Origin of the sequence: Microcoleus sp. FACHB-1515, from assembly GCF_014696105.1 — a bacterium.
Taxonomy (GTDB): Bacteria; Cyanobacteriota; Cyanobacteriia; order Elainellales; family Elainellaceae; genus JAAUTJ01.
This window is the reverse complement of sequence record NZ_JACJPO010000022.1, coordinates 37683-51682: the sequence shown is the minus strand read 5'-3', so window position 1 is coordinate 51682 and position 14000 is coordinate 37683. Positions and strand designations below refer to the sequence as shown.

Sequence of the window (14000 nt, the reverse complement as noted above, 5' to 3'; positions counted from 1 at the left end):
GGAAGGGAAACGGGAATGGCTGCAACGCTAAACCAAATTGCGCTCTACCTTGATGATCTCGGCTGGGACTATCGCATCGACGAAGACAAATCGCGCATCGTCACAACGGCTTATGTTGAAAATGTTGACGATTTTTTAATCGTGGTGCAGCTTGACGAGGACGGCGAATTTTTCAAGCTGTTTGCGCCTCGCGTCCTCAGCGGCGTCAAAGACCACGAGTACAAAGAAGCGATTTTGCAAACGATGCTCAGCATTTCCTGGGAAACCAAAATGCTGCAATGGGAATATGATCCGACCGATGGCGAAATCCGTGCCATTATCGAATTTCCGCTCGAAGATGCTGACCTGACACAGCGACAGTTCAATCGCTGCTTGCAAGGTTTGGTGCAAATTGTTGATGAAATGGCGATGCCTCGTTTGCAAACCGTGATGGAAACGGGCAAAGATCCGGGCGACATTGACACGGGCGAACGCCTGCTGCTGACGCTGCAAGAAGAAGCGCCCGGACTGCTCGATCTGCTGGAAAAAGCAATGGAAGCTCGCAAGCGGCGGGGACGATTTGGCGAATCAAGCTAGCGTGTGCTTCAACAGGCACTGATCCTCCCCCGCCAGGGAGCCAAACCAGGCACTCTCCCCCTTGCTAAGGGGGACACAGGGGATCTGCGTGCTAAAAATCGAGATCGACCGACATCACCGACAAATCCGGCGGCACAACCGGACGCAGCGCGATCGATTTGTGACTTTCGCGCTGCGTTGCCATTTCAACGGCGATCGCCTCAAACTGCAACTCAACGCAGCCAAACGGAACCTTGAGCGACAGCCGCGCTTCCAAATTACCGTGTCCATCCGGAGCAAAATCGACAAGCCAGCGGGGGCCATCGAGCAGCGATCGCGATTGAGCATCGCGCAGCCACAGCTTCACGTAGATGCGCGGCGCAACATCTGGCAGTTTGACGCGCAGCAACAGGGCTGCACCCGCCGTTAATTCTCCGGGTGGCAGTTCAAGCTCCGGCAGTGGAATTGCTTCTTCTTCAGGAACCACCATTGATGACGGCTCGATCGGAGCGGACGGTGCAGAGCGCATCGGGTATTCATCTTCGACCACAAATTCTTGCGCGGCAACTTCAGCATCCGCTTCGGGCAAGTGGTTTGCTCCCGATTGCTCTGGAGAAGCTTTGCCCAGCCAGCCGGAAAGCTCATCATCCGAGGCAAGCGAATTGAGCCGCGACCAAAAGCGCTGCTGAAGATTGAGCGATCGAAAAGCCGCATCTTCACAGCGAGCAGGCGGCGCGAGCGGCGATCGAATCGGGTCAGACGGCATCATCAGCTCCATCGGCAGCTCCATCGGCAGATCTACAGGTTCGATCGCCAGCGGTTCTGGGGTAGCTGGCTCGATTGCAGTCGATTGGGCGACCTCTGGTTCAAGAGCAGGCAGCGGATTGGGGTCAGTCGATCGCTGGGCTTCTTGAATTTCAGCAGCTTCGACAGGACGAGGACGAGTGCGATCGGCAAACGGAAGCTGAAGCGGTTTGGGGGCGCGAGTCGGTTCGGGCTGAACCAGTTGCGGCGGAATGGCAGGCGAATTCGTCGGCTGGAGTGCTTGGAACTGCGTTGGTTTCGGCGTTCCAACCAGATCGAGCAGCGACAAATTTAAATCGGGCGTTTCTGGCTCGGCAAACTGAAGCGGCGGCTGGAGCCAGTCGGCTTCCGGTAAGTTGCCGTTGAGCGTTGCCAGCAGTTGCTCTAGCGCGATCGTGACGGTGAACGAGAACCGCGCCACGATCGCTCCAGTTGCGGTGGCGATCGTCAGTTCACCCAGCAGCAGATGCGTCTGTGCGTTGTTTGGAATTTCAATTTCGCATTCAAACGGCAGCGGCAACGACTGCACCGGAAGCGGTTCGCGCACTTCAGCCAACACCTGCGACTGCTGCGGATCGCGCAACACCACTTCCATCGTCAGGCCAGGAGGAATTGCCGAGGTGGAGGCTGCAATCTGTCCGTGCAGCTTGAGCAGTTCACCAGGTCGCGCCACAAAGCTGGTTTGCGTCAGCAGCAGCCGCAGTTCGCTCAGGCTGGCGAGATCAGTTGGTTCTGGCGATGGATTGAAGCTGGGTTGAGGTGCGGCTGGTTCAGCCTGTGGCGCGATCGCTTGATTCACAGCATCCGCCGCTTCCCAAAGGCGATCGGGTTCGACCGAGCGTTCATCAAACCGCTGAACCGCTTCAGCAACGGTTGCCGGAATCGCTTCTGGTTCTGGCATGCGGGCGTCAGACTGTAGCGCCGCAGCGCGCTCCCCAGACGATCGGGCAACCGCAGATTCGATCGGCAGCGGCAGCGCTTCAGCGGCAGCAACCGCCACCAACTCCGAAGGCTGCGCGGTATTTGCAGCGGGTTGATTCGTCTGCGGCCATTCCCAATCGGCTTCTTGGGCAAACACTTGAAGTTCCACAGTGGCCTGCCAGCTTTCGCCCAGCATATCGGCCATCAAGTCGCCTTGGGCGCGCAGCTCCCAGCGTCCAGGCTGAAGGTGCGTGTAGGGCATGACTACGACCAAGCCGCGATCGTTGGTTTGTGCCGATCGCATTTGCAGGCGACGTCGAGACGGATTGTCATCGAGCGATTGATGCACAATCCGAATTTCAACAGTGGCATTCTCGCGACGCGATTGTGCCACCACGCGATAGCGGCCTTCCAAAATCTCAACGGTCGGAGACTCTAGCGGCAGCCACGATCGATCGCCTTCTTTTTGCAGCAGAAATTCCCAATCTCGCATGTCAACCTCGATCGAAACCTTGCAGCGCGAACCCAACTGCACCACTTGAGCTTCAAATGCGCCTGCCGCTGCAATTTCGGCGGTTGCGTGATCGCCACTTGAATGGTGCGACTGGTGAAAGTCCTCAATAAACTATCTCAGCCTTGCCGAGATTGCAATCGTATCAACATGAGAATTTGATAAAGCACAAAATGCGAGGATGCAGTGAACGGAATGAAAGCGACAATGCAGTTTTTGGGGATTGATTTTGGCTGGCGATCGCAACCGAGCGGCCTTTGCTGCCTGCGCTGGCAGGAGAATAAGCTGCATCTTCAGGATCTGCGGCGGCTCGATGCGGTGGCTGACATTCTTGCCTGGGTGGACGCGCAAACCGAAAGCGATGCGCCTGCTTTAATTGCCGTTGATGCGCCGACCTTGATTCCAAACGCAACGGGAATGCGGCTGCCCGATCGCCTCACGCATCAGCATTTTGGCAAATATCATGCAGGCTGCTATCCGGCCAATCTCAATCGTCCGTTTGCCGATCGCACGGTCGGGCTGGGACTCAGCCTAGAGGCTCGCGGCTTTCTTCATGCTCCGACGATCGCTCCGCAAACGCTCGGACGCTATCAAATCGAAGTGTTTCCCCATCCGGCGACCGTGAATTTGTTTGGCCTCGATCGCATTCTCAAATACAAAAAAGGCCGCTTGGCCGATCGCGCTGCTGAACTTTTGAAGCTGCGATCGCTCATTCTCGACGTGCTGCCGCAGCTTGAGCCAAGCCTGCAAATCACAGAGGCCGACCTACCCGAAATTCCCCGCACGGGCACAGCCTTGAAAAATTTGGAAGATCGACTTGACAGCTTGATTTGCGCGTATGTGGCAGCGCACTGGTGGTATTGGGGACTCAATCGAAATCTGGTTTTGGGCGATGCCACCGAAGGCTATATCGTCGTGCCGCTGGCGATCGCTCCTAGCTCTGCGCCAACCCCCAAAATGTTGTTTTGAACGCAGTGTTTCAAACAGCATTTCTGTAAAATCAAACGCTGGTAATCGCTGGTGCAGTCCGCATCGACTCGAAGGAAATTTTGAATGAGCAGTAATTTAGACGTTCAACCGAGGCCACCGGAACCGGAGCAGAGCGGTTGGCAGGGCGCGATCGCCCGTCGGTTTCAGTTTGATTTTTACCAAACCAACCTCAAAACCGAAATTCTAGCCGGAGTGACAACTTTTATGACGATGGGATACATTCTCGTCGTCAACCCGCTGATTTTGTCCAACGCCATTTTCTTGAATGAGTCGGGCGATCTATTTCCGCAAATTGCCTTTGCAACGGCGATTTCGGCGGCGATCGGCACGTTTGTGATGGCGCTTTTTGCCAACTATCCGTTTGGTCTTGCTCCGGGCATGGGCACGAATGCTTTCTTTGCCTACGGAGTTGTGTTGGGACTGGGAATCGATTGGCGACTCGCCCTGTCCTGCGTCTTCGTGCAGGGAATCATCTTTATCATTTTGACCTTCACCGACATTCGCCGCCTGCTGATCTTGGCGATTCCTGCCTCGCTCAAACACGCCACAGCGGGCGGCATCGGATTATTCATCGCTTACATTGGCTTGTCTGGAGATGTGCAGGCGGGTGGAGCCGGACTGATTGTTGCGGATGAAGCCACCAAAACTGCACTTGGCAGTTTAACGCAGCCAAATACCCTGATGGCGATCGCTGGATTGTTCATCACCGCCGCCCTGATCGTCCGGCAGGTGCGAGGCGCACTGCTGATCGGCATTTTTGCCACCGCGCTACTCGCTTGGATCTTGGGCGTTTCGCCTTGGCCGACCGGGTTATTTGCGGTGCCGCCGCTGCCCACTGACATTGCAGGCCAGGCGATCGCTGGCCTGCAAAATCTCAACGCCGGAAACTTCCTCGACTGGTTTGCTGTGCTGCTGGTGTTTTTGTTTGTAGACATTTTTGACACGATCGGGACACTCACCGGAGTCGGAATGCGAGCGGGATACATCGGCGCAGATGGCGAACTGCCCCGCGCCAATCGCGCCTTAATGTCGGATGCAGTGGGCAGCACGGTCGGACCCTTGTTCGGCACGTCCAGCGTCACGGCCTACGTCGAATCGGTAGCGGGCGTGACAGAAGGCGGACGCACTGGATTTACGGCTGTCGTGATCGGGCTGCTGTTCCTGATTTCGCTGTTTTTCATTCCGCTGTTCAGCGCCATTCCTGCCTTTGCCACGACGCCCACCTTGGTAATCGTCGGCGCAATGATGCTGGCCGAGGTGCGCGAAATTCGCTGGGGCGACATGGCCGAAGTGATTCCTGCCTTTTTGACCGTGTTCATGATTCCGCTCACCTACTCGATCGCAGAAGGACTGGCGATCGGCTTTATCTTCTATCCGGTTGTCAAAGCTTTTCAGGGCAAAGCTCGCGAAGTGCCGATCGCCACTTGGGTCATCGCTGCAATTTTCGTGGCTCGCTTTGTGTTTATGACGCTGCGATTTGGGCAGGCATAGCTTAAGCATCACAAACATTGGGAGGCATGATTTCCTCGCCTCCCAATGTTGCAGCCATTGCGATCGCGGTTGTTTTTGTCAGTCGAATTCGCTAGCATGACGGTCAAATGCTTCAGTAAAATCGTCAGGCAACCTGTTAAGAACTGATGAAGCTGCATCCGACCGTTTCGATCGCGCTCTGCACCGCTGGCCTGCTGGCTGCGGCGATCGGTTCGGCACAAGCGGCTGAGTTTTCTTTCACCACTCGCTACAGCGGCAATCTGCCGACTGAAGATATTTTTCTCGATTCGATCGCGCTGGACAATAACAGAACGATCGGCAATTTTTCCCTGGTGAACCGCGCCAACATTTTGTTTAACGACCGCTACACTGGCGGAGATACAGGCGGGGCAAGTTCCGATTTGGGCGACCAGGCGACGGTCGGACTGGCTGAGCAGGCGATCGACAATGCTGATGTTGTCGCATCTTTGGGAAATCGCTATCTCAGCAGCATTTTGGACAGCGAAGATTTCGGCAAATTTTCGATCGATCTTGGCTTTGATTCGCCTGTCTCCAATTTGCTGTTTTGGGAGCGCGGCGGCAACAGCAAGCTGGATTTGCAGGCGATCGACTCGGCGGGCAATCCGATCGGTCAGTTGATAACGCTTTCCTCCGACACCTGGCAACCAGCCAACTTCACGCTCGACACAACAGAGATTGACAGCGCCCAGCCTGTTCGATCGATCGGCATTCGGCTCAGCGACTTGGGCGTTTCCGCTCCAATTTCGAGCATTCGCGTCACCAGCAATGCCGACTACAACGGTGCAGATTTCAAAGTGGTGGGAACGGCTTCGGTTCCAGAACCGGGAATGATTGCAGGTTTAGCGATCGCGGGCGGATTGCTGCTGCGATCGCGACGGGGACGGGGGCGATCGGTCTAGCTCGATCGAATTTCGTCAAGCTTTTGTCGCACAAGCTGAATATCCTGCCACATCAGCCATTTCGGGCTTCCCTGCTCACGCGAAGGATTCCGCAGCAGATAAGCCGGATGCAGCACAGGCATACACAGTCGTCCTTCCCACTCGATCCACTGGCCGCGAATTTTCGTGATTCCGCGCTTGTCTCCGGTCAAGCCGCGCACGGCAGAGGCTCCCGTCAACAGAATGATCTTGGGGTCTACCAGGCGAATCTGTTCGATCAAATAGGGACGGCAGGCCGCGAGTTCATCTGCTTCTGGCGTGCGGTTTCCGGGCGGGCGGCACTTGACAATGTTGGTGACGTAGATGTCGTCATCGCCAAGCCGAACCGATTCAAGAATTTTGGTGAGCAGTTGTCCAGCGCGTCCCACAAACGGCAGTCCGGTTTCGTCTTCATTTTGCCCTGGCCCTTCACCCACGACCATAATCGGCGCTTTGGGATTGCCGCGACCCACAACCGCATGAGTGCGCGTCTCACCCAGTCGGCAGCGATGACACTGATTGCAGTGCGTCACGATCGGTTCCAACGTTTCATATGTTCCTGGCGGAATCGGCACAGCAGCACTGGTCGGAATCGCATCGAAATCGACAGCAGGAGTCGGGGTTGCAACTTCTGCCAGGTTAAATAAATCGATTTGGTTCGCTTCGTTGGAAGGAGGCATAGAGATCGCAAAAACTACGGGTGTTGAGTGTCGGCAGTCTATCAAACCGATCGCGCTACGGTAGAGCTTATCCATTCTAGAACCTGGGTTGCCTGCGCGATCGCGCTCCGCAAGACGGATTGTTACAGAGAGATACCGTTCGATCGCGAATCAGGCATGATCGGAAGTATCTGACAGGAAGTGCAATGGCTCGATCGCTGCGATTTGACGACCGACATGATGCTGGGGTGCAGCTTGCCGAGGCAGTTCGCGCCGAAGTGGACAAGCTGGGCATTGTGGCGCGTTCGATCGTCTGTGCCTTGCCCAGAGGCGGTTTGCCCGTTGCCGCCCCGATCGCCCAAGCCTTGAACTGTCCGCTAGATGTGATCGTTGCCAAAAAAGTAACGCGCCCCGAAAATCCGGAATTGGCGATCGGAGCCGTCACCGCTGATGGACATATTTTGCGATCGCGTCAGGAGACCTTCACACTTTGGCAGTCCGGGTCGTGGCGCACCGCATTGACTGAGGCACAAGCCAAAGCCAAAGATCAGCTTGAGCAGTTCGCCCCGCTGCGCCCGCAAATTGATCTGGCAGGGACGATCGCCATTTTGGTAGATGACGGCATTGCTACGGGTTTGACGATCGCTGTTGCTGCCCGCGCCCTGCGCCACAAACATCCTGCTGCCCTGCTGATTTGCGCTCCGGTTGCGCCGCTGCGGATGCTGAATTTGTTGCAGCAGTGGGGCGATCGCGTCGTTGTTCTCACCGCACCCAGTCAATTTAGCAGCGTCAGCCGCTTCTATACGGCGTTTCCGCAAGTGAGCATGGAAGAAGCGATCGCGTGTTTGACTCGTCAAAATGCTGGACTGTCTGCTCCCTGACCGCTGTGCGAAAAATCATTGACAATCCCTGAAGTCATCGCTGAGACTTCAAAAAGATGTGGAGTTCGGCCTATGAGCTTATCGGAACCTTCGATCGATTTGGTGGCAGCCTTGAACGCGCTCGATCAAAAGCTGCGCCAAACTCCAGACCCGGATGCGTTCTATCAGCGCGGTCGCATTCACGCCAAGCTGAATCGCGTTGCCGATGCGATCGCCGACTACAGCAAATCGATTCGATTTAAGCCGACAGCGGCAGCGTTTTTGCAGCGCGGAATGCTGTATTTGATCGAGGGCAATCCCGGACAGGCGATCGCGGATGCTCAACGCGCCCTTCAGCTTGAAAAATCCGCTGCGGCCTATCAGCTTTTGGGCAAAGCCTACGCTCAGCAGGAAAAATTCGCCGACGCGATCGCTGCCTACAAGCAAGCCGCCCAGCTTCATCTCGATCGAGCCAACAAAGACCATGCGCGACTTTGCCTCGATCAAATTCAGACGTTGCAGCGGTTGGAATCTCAGCGGCAATCGACTCAAATCGTTCTGCCTGCTCCGCGCCAATTCACGTTTGATCCCGTTTCCATACCGGATTTCTTGGAGAAAATTCGATCGAAAATTGAGCAGGGAAACTATCAAGAGGCTCAGTTTGATTTAACCTGGCTGCTGAACCTGGAGCCGCATCACATTGAAGCACTTTGCTTGCTCAGTCAAGTTCAGGCCAAATTGGGTGATGCAGCAGCGGCGATCGCCACGATCACCAAAGCGCAAAAGCTCGATGCCAAAAATCGCGACATTCAAATGCAGCGGGCAATTGTGCGATCGCTGATCGGTGATGCGGCAGGCGCGATCGCTGACTTCACCACGCTGATTCGCGAGGACAGCAGCAACGCCGAACTGTACCTGCAACGCGCTCAGGCGCATGGACGAGCAGGCGATTGGGAAAACGCCTTTAAGGACTACTCCAATGCGATCGGAATTGCGCCCCAAAATGCCGCTGCTTACTTTGCGCGAGCTTCTGTTCAGCAAGAAATGGGCGAACTGGACGGCAGCATTGCCGACTATCAGCAGGCCGCTTCGATCTGGTTCGATCGCAGCGATGCGGCGATGCATCAAAAAGCCTTGGCGCAAGCGAATTCACTGCGAGACACCCAAAAAGCAAAAGCAGCCGCAGAAGCCGCGATCATTCGCGTCCCAATCAAATATCGCATCGGCGGCATTCCCGTAATTGAAGCTGTGTTCAACGGTCAATATACCTTTGATGTCGTGCTAGATACCGGGGCGGGGCGATCGCTCATTTCGCAAAAAATGGCGTATGCCCTCAACATTCAGCCCACCGGACGCGCGTGGGGACGACTGGCCGATGGGCGATATGTCGAGTTTGATTCGGGCTGGGTACGATCGATCGCGGTTGGCGGCGCGATCGCCAAAGACATTGAGGTGATGATCGCGCCGTCCGAGGTGGAAGCGCTGCTCGGACAAGACTTCTTAAGCGGCTATCACGTCCGTCTGTTGCCAAATGAAGTCGAGTTTTATCGATAGCAGGCTGAAGGATGAGTAAGGGCATGACAAGGCCGTGCCCCTACGGAGATTAATGCATCACGTCCAATACAAAATCTTGGCTTGCGGGAAGCGGCGATCGATCTCGCGCTCAAAGAACGCCTTTAGCGTCTTCATCGTCTCGCCGTCATACACATACTTGACGCCGCCGAACTTGTTGCGCTTGATTACGCGGCCTGCCTCGTCCAGATCAAGCTTGCTGTTGGGATACCAGGACTGTAAGACTTCCTTTGATCCGGGCGTGAAGCGGTGTGAAATCAGCTCAAAGGTGAGATCGCAATCGAAGTCTAAAGCAGACTCGATCGCGTCAAACAAATCGCGGTAGTGCTGCTCCCAATCTTCCACAGGCATAATCGGCGCAATCACCAAACCGATCGGATAGTCCGCCTGAGCCAGCTTCCGCAGTCCTTGCAGCCGATTGGCAACAGTGGCCGTGCCGCCTTCAAGCTTGGTCGAAATGGGGGCAGCATTAACGCTGACTCGACAGCGCGTCCGCCCGTTGTGCGGCAGGTCGAGCAGACCATCAACCGCATCGAACTTCGACACCCAGCGCAGTTGAGCGCGATCGCGCGTGCCAAAATAGCGAATGCACTCGGCCAAACTTCCGGTCAAATGTTCGATTCCCAGCGGATCGGTGTAGCAGCTTACCTCAAAGCTCGTCTGCGCTTTGTTCTCGTAGCCGCCTAAATTCTCAAGAATCTGTGGCAGATTCGCATAAGCGCGAATCACAGGCGGGCCAGACAAACTTCCGGCCAAATAGCAATACTGACAGTGGGCGGGACAGCCCTCCGCCAGGTGAAACTGCCAGTCGGCAGACGGCGGAATTGGGCTGAGCTTCAACTGGCTCGGTGGAGCCGTCACAACGGCAAAGGTACGCTTGGCGATCGCATAAGTCTCGCGCTCATCTTCGCCCCGCACTCCGGTCAAGCGGTTGCGCGGCAACTCCTCAACAGGCAAATTCAACGCCTGAACGCGCTCCAAAATCTGCTGACCCCAGGGCTGCTCCAGGGCGGCGGGGGTGAATACGACGCGCTCCGGCATCCAGAGACGAGTCGGACGAGTGGACGAGCGATCGATCGTAGAAGCTTGCATGAAAAAATCGATAAAGGACGAGTGAAGCGATTGGGCTGAAGGCGGAAAATGCTTCAGCCCACAATCAAACTACTCTTCGAGAACGGTGCGGATACGACGCTCTAGGCGCTCTAGGTCAAGTCCGCCCTCGTCGCGAGCAATGCGGCGAACAGTGGCATTGACGTTGTTTAACTCAGTGAGCAAATCGCTGAGAATCTCTTGCTGCTGGCGTGACTGCGTAACCTCGCGCGGCTCTTGGACGAGATCGCGCACGATCGAATCTTCCGCCCGCGAAGCCACCAGCGGATCTTGCTGACCCTGCACATGCACAAACGTCCGACGACCGGGGCCGCGATCTTCGTCAATGGGAAGCACGGAAGTCACCTGATCCGATCGCACATACTTACCGTAACCGAGATGAACGAGTACCGATGACTGAATTCTCATACTGCTGGAAAGCTCTTCTATAGTTCTATTGTGACCGATCGCAAAAGGTTTGAAAGGCGCACGGCAAGCGGATTTCCGCCATTTTAAGGTAGGGTTTGAGTACGGCAAACTTCACCGTTTCGGTAGGGCGATCGCCTGTCATTTTTGTGTTCTTCTATACACTCATCAATCCAAAAACTACGGGAACGAGCCGCATAAGTTTGACTGAGGGTCGATCGCCTGGCTTGCCTCTTTCCAAAGGGGTTAATCCATCAAAAAATCCACGCTCGATGATCTCTCAGTTGATAGATGGCGGAAGTAGGGAAAATTCGGTCAACTAATAAATGAAGTTAGTTAACGAAACGGGAATTTCAGCGATGCCCATGCGACGTGTAAATATCGGTTTGAGCGACGAGCAGCGCGAAGGCGTTTGCAAATTGCTGAACGAAAATTTGGCAAATTCCTATTTGCTGCAAATTAAAACCAAGAAATATCACTGGGATGTGACCGGGCCGCAGTTCCAATCGGTTCATACCTTGTTAGAAGAGCAATATCAAGCGCTGTCGCAAAACATTGATGCGATCGCCGAACGTACCCGCGCCCTTGGTTTCTTCCCCTTGGGAACGGCTCGTGAATTTGTTGAAGTCGGTTCGCTCAAGGAACATCCGGGCGATATCCCAATGGCGACTGAAATGATTCAACGTCTGCAAAGCGACCACGAACACATCATCCGCACGCTGCGCCAGCACATCGACACCTGCTCGGATGATTTCCATGATGAAGGTACGGCTGACTTCCTCACCGGACTGATGGAAGCACACGAAGAAATGGCGTGGATGCTGCGATCGTTTGTGGATGGTGAGCCGATCGAAACCGTGCACAGCAACCCCTACGAAGAAAGCAAAACTCCCGTCGGCTCGACGACCAATTCCAAATAGGAATTAACTTGATGCCTTGATTGAACTGACAGGGGCGTATAGGCTACGCCCCTGTTGCTGTATGTCCAATTCACAGCTAGAGCGATGACCAGCGCACAATTTGACTACGATCTCTTCATCATTGGTGGCGGCTCCGGTGGCGTTGCAGCGGCGAAACGAGCGGCGGCTTACGGCGCGAAAGTAGCAATTGCAGAATCAAAAGATTTTGGCGGAACCTGCGTTAATCGCGGCTGTATCGCGAAGCGATTGATGGTTTATGCTTCAGATTTTCCCCGTCATTTTGCCGCTGCCAAACGCTATGGCTGGAGCGAATGTCAAGCAGATTTTGACTGGCAAAATTTCTCGAAAGCAATGCGCGAATATTTGCAGAAATTGAGTCAATCTTCGCTCGAAAACCTGAAGAAAAACGGAATTGAAATTTTTGTCGATCGCGCCACGCTCGTCGATTCGCATACGGTGAAGTTGAGCGATCGACAGGTCACAACTGACAAAATTCTGATTGCCGTTGGCGGCAAACCCACCCGCCCCAAAATTCCTGGCATTGAACTCGCGTTAATCTCCGATCAAATGTTTGATCTGGAAAAATTGCCTCGCCACATTGCAATTATGGGCGGTGGCTATATTGGCGTTGAGTTTGGTAGTGTTCTTCGCAATTTAAACTGTGAAGTCACGATCATTGAAGCAAACGATCGCATTCTAGATGGCTTTGATTTCGATATTCAAATCGCAGTACAGCAGGGCATGAGCGATCGCGGTGTTCAGTTCATCACCGGATCAAAAGTCAAAGGATTAGAAAAAGATGGCAATGCGATTCGCCTGTCGATCGATGGCAACGACGGATCTAAAACAATAACCGCTGACCTTGTTTTGTGCGCGATCGGTCGCCAACCCAATCTTGAAAATCTTGGCTTAGAATCGGCTGGCGTGGAAGTGAAAGAAGGCGCGATCGCAGTTGATGCTCTCAGCCGCACTTCTCAATCCAATATCTTTGCAGTTGGCGACTGCACCGATCGATTGCAGCTAACTCCGGTCGCCAAAGCGGAAGGAAAAGCCGCGATCGACACAATGTTTGGCAAACGACAAACCGTCGATTACAACATGGTTCCATTTGCAATTTGTGCCCGTCCCGAAGCCGCTTCGATCGGCATGACGGAAGACGCCGCTCGCGAAAAGTTTGGCGATGCGATCGAGTGTTATCGTACTTCATTTGAACCGCTATTTCACGCCCTTGCTGCCGATGAAACGGCACAAATTAAGCTGATTGTCGATCGCCATTCTGACAAAGTTTTGGGCGCTCACATGGTGGGCGATCGCGCTGCCGAAATTATTCAAACCTTGACGGCTGCGATTAAGTTAGGCGTGACTCATGAACAGTTGCAGCAGACGATCGGGATTCATCCAACTGAGGCTGAAGAAATTTACGCGCTGTAGCGATCGCTTCTATTCCAGTAAACGTGAAGCTTGAAACTCATCGACAGAAAGAATTGACTTTCCAATGAACATTTCTCGATCGCTAAATTGCTTAAAGCGCTCAAGGTCGTAGCTCCAGAACTCGGAGTCACTGTATAGCTCGATCGAAGCGAACTTGAGCAAGAATTCATGCGCTTCTTGAACAAGCAATAAGCTTCCAGCTTCTCTAATTAACCGAAGTTGCTCGACAGGAACGAATTGAGGAAATTTCAGAAATTTGCAGTCGTAACAGGCCAAGAAAAATCTTCGCTTGAGAATCGTAATCACTTCCAGAAAAAACATGCCCTTCCCTCGATCGTAACGGAAAGGGTAAACCGTTCCATTTGCCAGCAAAGGAATGTCATCGAGCAGGCTTACTTCACTCAGTTTTTTCCTGCTGGCGGAATCTAGATGAGAAGTAATCAACATCTTCTTAAGAAGCGATTCAATTCCAATGACCTCTTGATAATTAAACAGTTCAATAACAAAAGCAGTTCTACACATTACCTCGAAGCAATCTCGGTCAGAAATTTTATATTCTCCATTAATACCTTCTACATAGCTGACGCTGAGGTTATTGAACGTCCAGCTTGCCGAGGTTTGAGCGTACTTAACTCCTGTGCACTTTATCAGAAAATATTTAGATTCGCTCTGTACACCCACATACAAATCACGAAGACCTGGACTGTAATAGAAAAAGGTCGCCTCTAAACCAGTAAAATAATTTGTGATTTCAATAAAATGCTCGAAGTGGTCTCTCGGATAGTTTTGCATTTTTGTTTGGCTCAATTTCAGACCGATTTCACCATCGTCTC

13 protein-coding genes are annotated in these 14000 nt (G+C 53.8%); 8 read left to right on the top strand and 5 right to left on the bottom strand.

The window, feature by feature from the left end:
- Positions 1-15: 15 nt before the first annotated feature.
- Positions 16-576 carry a hypothetical protein gene (locus H6F67_RS07845; RefSeq protein WP_190765040.1) on the top strand — a complete coding sequence of 187 codons (561 nt, stop codon included), beginning with the start codon at positions 16-18 and terminating at the stop codon, positions 574-576.
- 91 nt (positions 577-667) lie between these two features.
- Here the strand turns inward: H6F67_RS07845 and H6F67_RS07840 are convergent, their stop codons facing one another.
- Positions 668-2773 (bottom strand): hypothetical protein, encoded by a 2106-nt coding sequence (locus tag H6F67_RS07840; RefSeq protein ID WP_190765038.1) that lies wholly within the window; start codon positions 2771-2773, stop codon positions 668-670.
- A gap of 213 nt (positions 2774-2986) precedes the next feature.
- On the opposite strand from H6F67_RS07840, the gene H6F67_RS07835 reads away from it, so the two are divergent.
- From H6F67_RS07835 to H6F67_RS07825, 3 genes are all read left to right on the top strand, one after another.
- Entirely contained in the window at positions 2987-3760 is a 774-nt protein-coding gene (locus H6F67_RS07835) for a DUF429 domain-containing protein (RefSeq protein ID WP_313926782.1), read from the top strand.
- A gap of 84 nt (positions 3761-3844) precedes the next feature.
- Positions 3845-5272 carry an NCS2 family permease gene (locus H6F67_RS07830; RefSeq protein ID WP_190765036.1) on the top strand — a complete coding sequence of 476 codons (1428 nt, stop codon included), beginning with the start codon at positions 3845-3847 and terminating at the stop codon, positions 5270-5272.
- 146 nt (positions 5273-5418) lie between these two features.
- Positions 5419-6192 carry an exosortase-dependent surface protein XDP2 gene (locus tag H6F67_RS07825; RefSeq protein ID WP_190765034.1) on the top strand — a complete coding sequence of 258 codons (774 nt, stop codon included), beginning with the start codon at positions 5419-5421 and terminating at the stop codon, positions 6190-6192.
- Here the strand turns inward: H6F67_RS07825 and H6F67_RS07820 are convergent.
- Entirely contained in the window at positions 6189-6890 is a 702-nt protein-coding gene (locus H6F67_RS07820) for a uracil-DNA glycosylase family protein (protein WP_190765032.1), read from the bottom strand. The two genes, H6F67_RS07825 and H6F67_RS07820, sit on opposite strands and share 4 nt — an antisense overlap.
- Positions 6891-7075: 185 nt before the next feature.
- On the opposite strand from H6F67_RS07820, the gene H6F67_RS07815 reads away from it, so the two are divergent.
- Both H6F67_RS07815 and H6F67_RS07810 read left to right on the top strand, forming a co-directional pair.
- Entirely contained in the window at positions 7076-7750 is a 675-nt protein-coding gene (locus tag H6F67_RS07815; protein ID WP_190765030.1) for a phosphoribosyltransferase, read from the top strand.
- A 72-nt stretch (positions 7751-7822) separates the two neighbouring features.
- Positions 7823-9283: a tetratricopeptide repeat protein gene (locus H6F67_RS07810; RefSeq protein ID WP_190765028.1), complete on the top strand. Its 1461-nt coding sequence runs from the start codon at positions 7823-7825 to the stop codon at positions 9281-9283.
- Positions 9284-9340: 57 nt separating this feature from the next.
- On the opposite strand, the gene H6F67_RS07805 is transcribed toward H6F67_RS07810, so the two are convergent.
- Together H6F67_RS07805 and H6F67_RS07800 are read right to left on the bottom strand one after the other, a co-directional pair.
- The gene (locus H6F67_RS07805) at positions 9341-10393 is read right to left on the bottom strand and encodes a spore photoproduct lyase family protein (protein ID WP_190765026.1); all 1053 of its coding nucleotides are present in this window, start codon (positions 10391-10393) and stop codon (positions 9341-9343) included.
- Positions 10394-10462: 69 nt separating this feature from the next.
- Positions 10463-10819, bottom strand: a complete 357-nt coding sequence (locus H6F67_RS07800) for a hypothetical protein (RefSeq protein ID WP_190765024.1) — start codon at positions 10817-10819, stop codon at positions 10463-10465.
- 362 nt (positions 10820-11181) lie between these two features.
- On the opposite strand from H6F67_RS07800, the gene H6F67_RS07795 reads away from it, so the two are divergent.
- The gene (locus tag H6F67_RS07795) at positions 11182-11736 is read left to right on the top strand and encodes a Dps family protein (RefSeq protein WP_190765023.1); all 555 of its coding nucleotides are present in this window, start codon (positions 11182-11184) and stop codon (positions 11734-11736) included.
- 84 nt (positions 11737-11820) lie between these two features.
- Complete coding sequence (gorA, locus tag H6F67_RS07790) at positions 11821-13167, top strand: glutathione-disulfide reductase (RefSeq protein ID WP_190765021.1); 1347 nt, start codon at positions 11821-11823, stop codon at positions 13165-13167.
- A 9-nt stretch (positions 13168-13176) separates the two neighbouring features.
- On the opposite strand, the gene H6F67_RS07785 is transcribed toward gorA, so the two are convergent.
- On the bottom strand, positions 13177-13959 hold the full coding sequence (locus tag H6F67_RS07785; protein WP_190765019.1) for a hypothetical protein: 783 nt from the start codon (positions 13957-13959) through the stop codon (positions 13177-13179).
- Positions 13960-14000 lie beyond the last annotated feature (41 nt).

Coding starts and splice junctions, on each gene's coding strand:
- H6F67_RS07845 (WP_190765040.1), top strand. CDS start 16: ATGGCTGCAACGCTAAACCAAATTGCGCTCTACCTTGATGATCTCGGC.
- H6F67_RS07840 (WP_190765038.1), bottom strand. CDS start 2,773: ATGCGAGATTGGGAATTTCTGCTGCAAAAAGAAGGCGATCGATCGTGG.
- H6F67_RS07835 (WP_313926782.1), top strand. CDS start 2,987: ATGAAAGCGACAATGCAGTTTTTGGGGATTGATTTTGGCTGGCGATCG.
- H6F67_RS07830 (WP_190765036.1), top strand. CDS start 3,845: ATGAGCAGTAATTTAGACGTTCAACCGAGGCCACCGGAACCGGAGCAG.
- H6F67_RS07825 (WP_190765034.1), top strand. CDS start 5,419: ATGAAGCTGCATCCGACCGTTTCGATCGCGCTCTGCACCGCTGGCCTG.
- H6F67_RS07820 (WP_190765032.1), bottom strand. CDS start 6,890: ATGCCTCCTTCCAACGAAGCGAACCAAATCGATTTATTTAACCTGGCA.
- H6F67_RS07815 (WP_190765030.1), top strand. CDS start 7,076: ATGGCTCGATCGCTGCGATTTGACGACCGACATGATGCTGGGGTGCAG.
- H6F67_RS07810 (WP_190765028.1), top strand. CDS start 7,823: ATGAGCTTATCGGAACCTTCGATCGATTTGGTGGCAGCCTTGAACGCG.
- H6F67_RS07805 (WP_190765026.1), bottom strand. CDS start 10,393: ATGCAAGCTTCTACGATCGATCGCTCGTCCACTCGTCCGACTCGTCTC.
- H6F67_RS07800 (WP_190765024.1), bottom strand. CDS start 10,819: ATGAGAATTCAGTCATCGGTACTCGTTCATCTCGGTTACGGTAAGTAT.
- H6F67_RS07795 (WP_190765023.1), top strand. CDS start 11,182: ATGCGACGTGTAAATATCGGTTTGAGCGACGAGCAGCGCGAAGGCGTT.
- gorA (WP_190765021.1), top strand. CDS start 11,821: ATGACCAGCGCACAATTTGACTACGATCTCTTCATCATTGGTGGCGGC.
- H6F67_RS07785 (WP_190765019.1), bottom strand. CDS start 13,959: ATGCAAAACTATCCGAGAGACCACTTCGAGCATTTTATTGAAATCACA.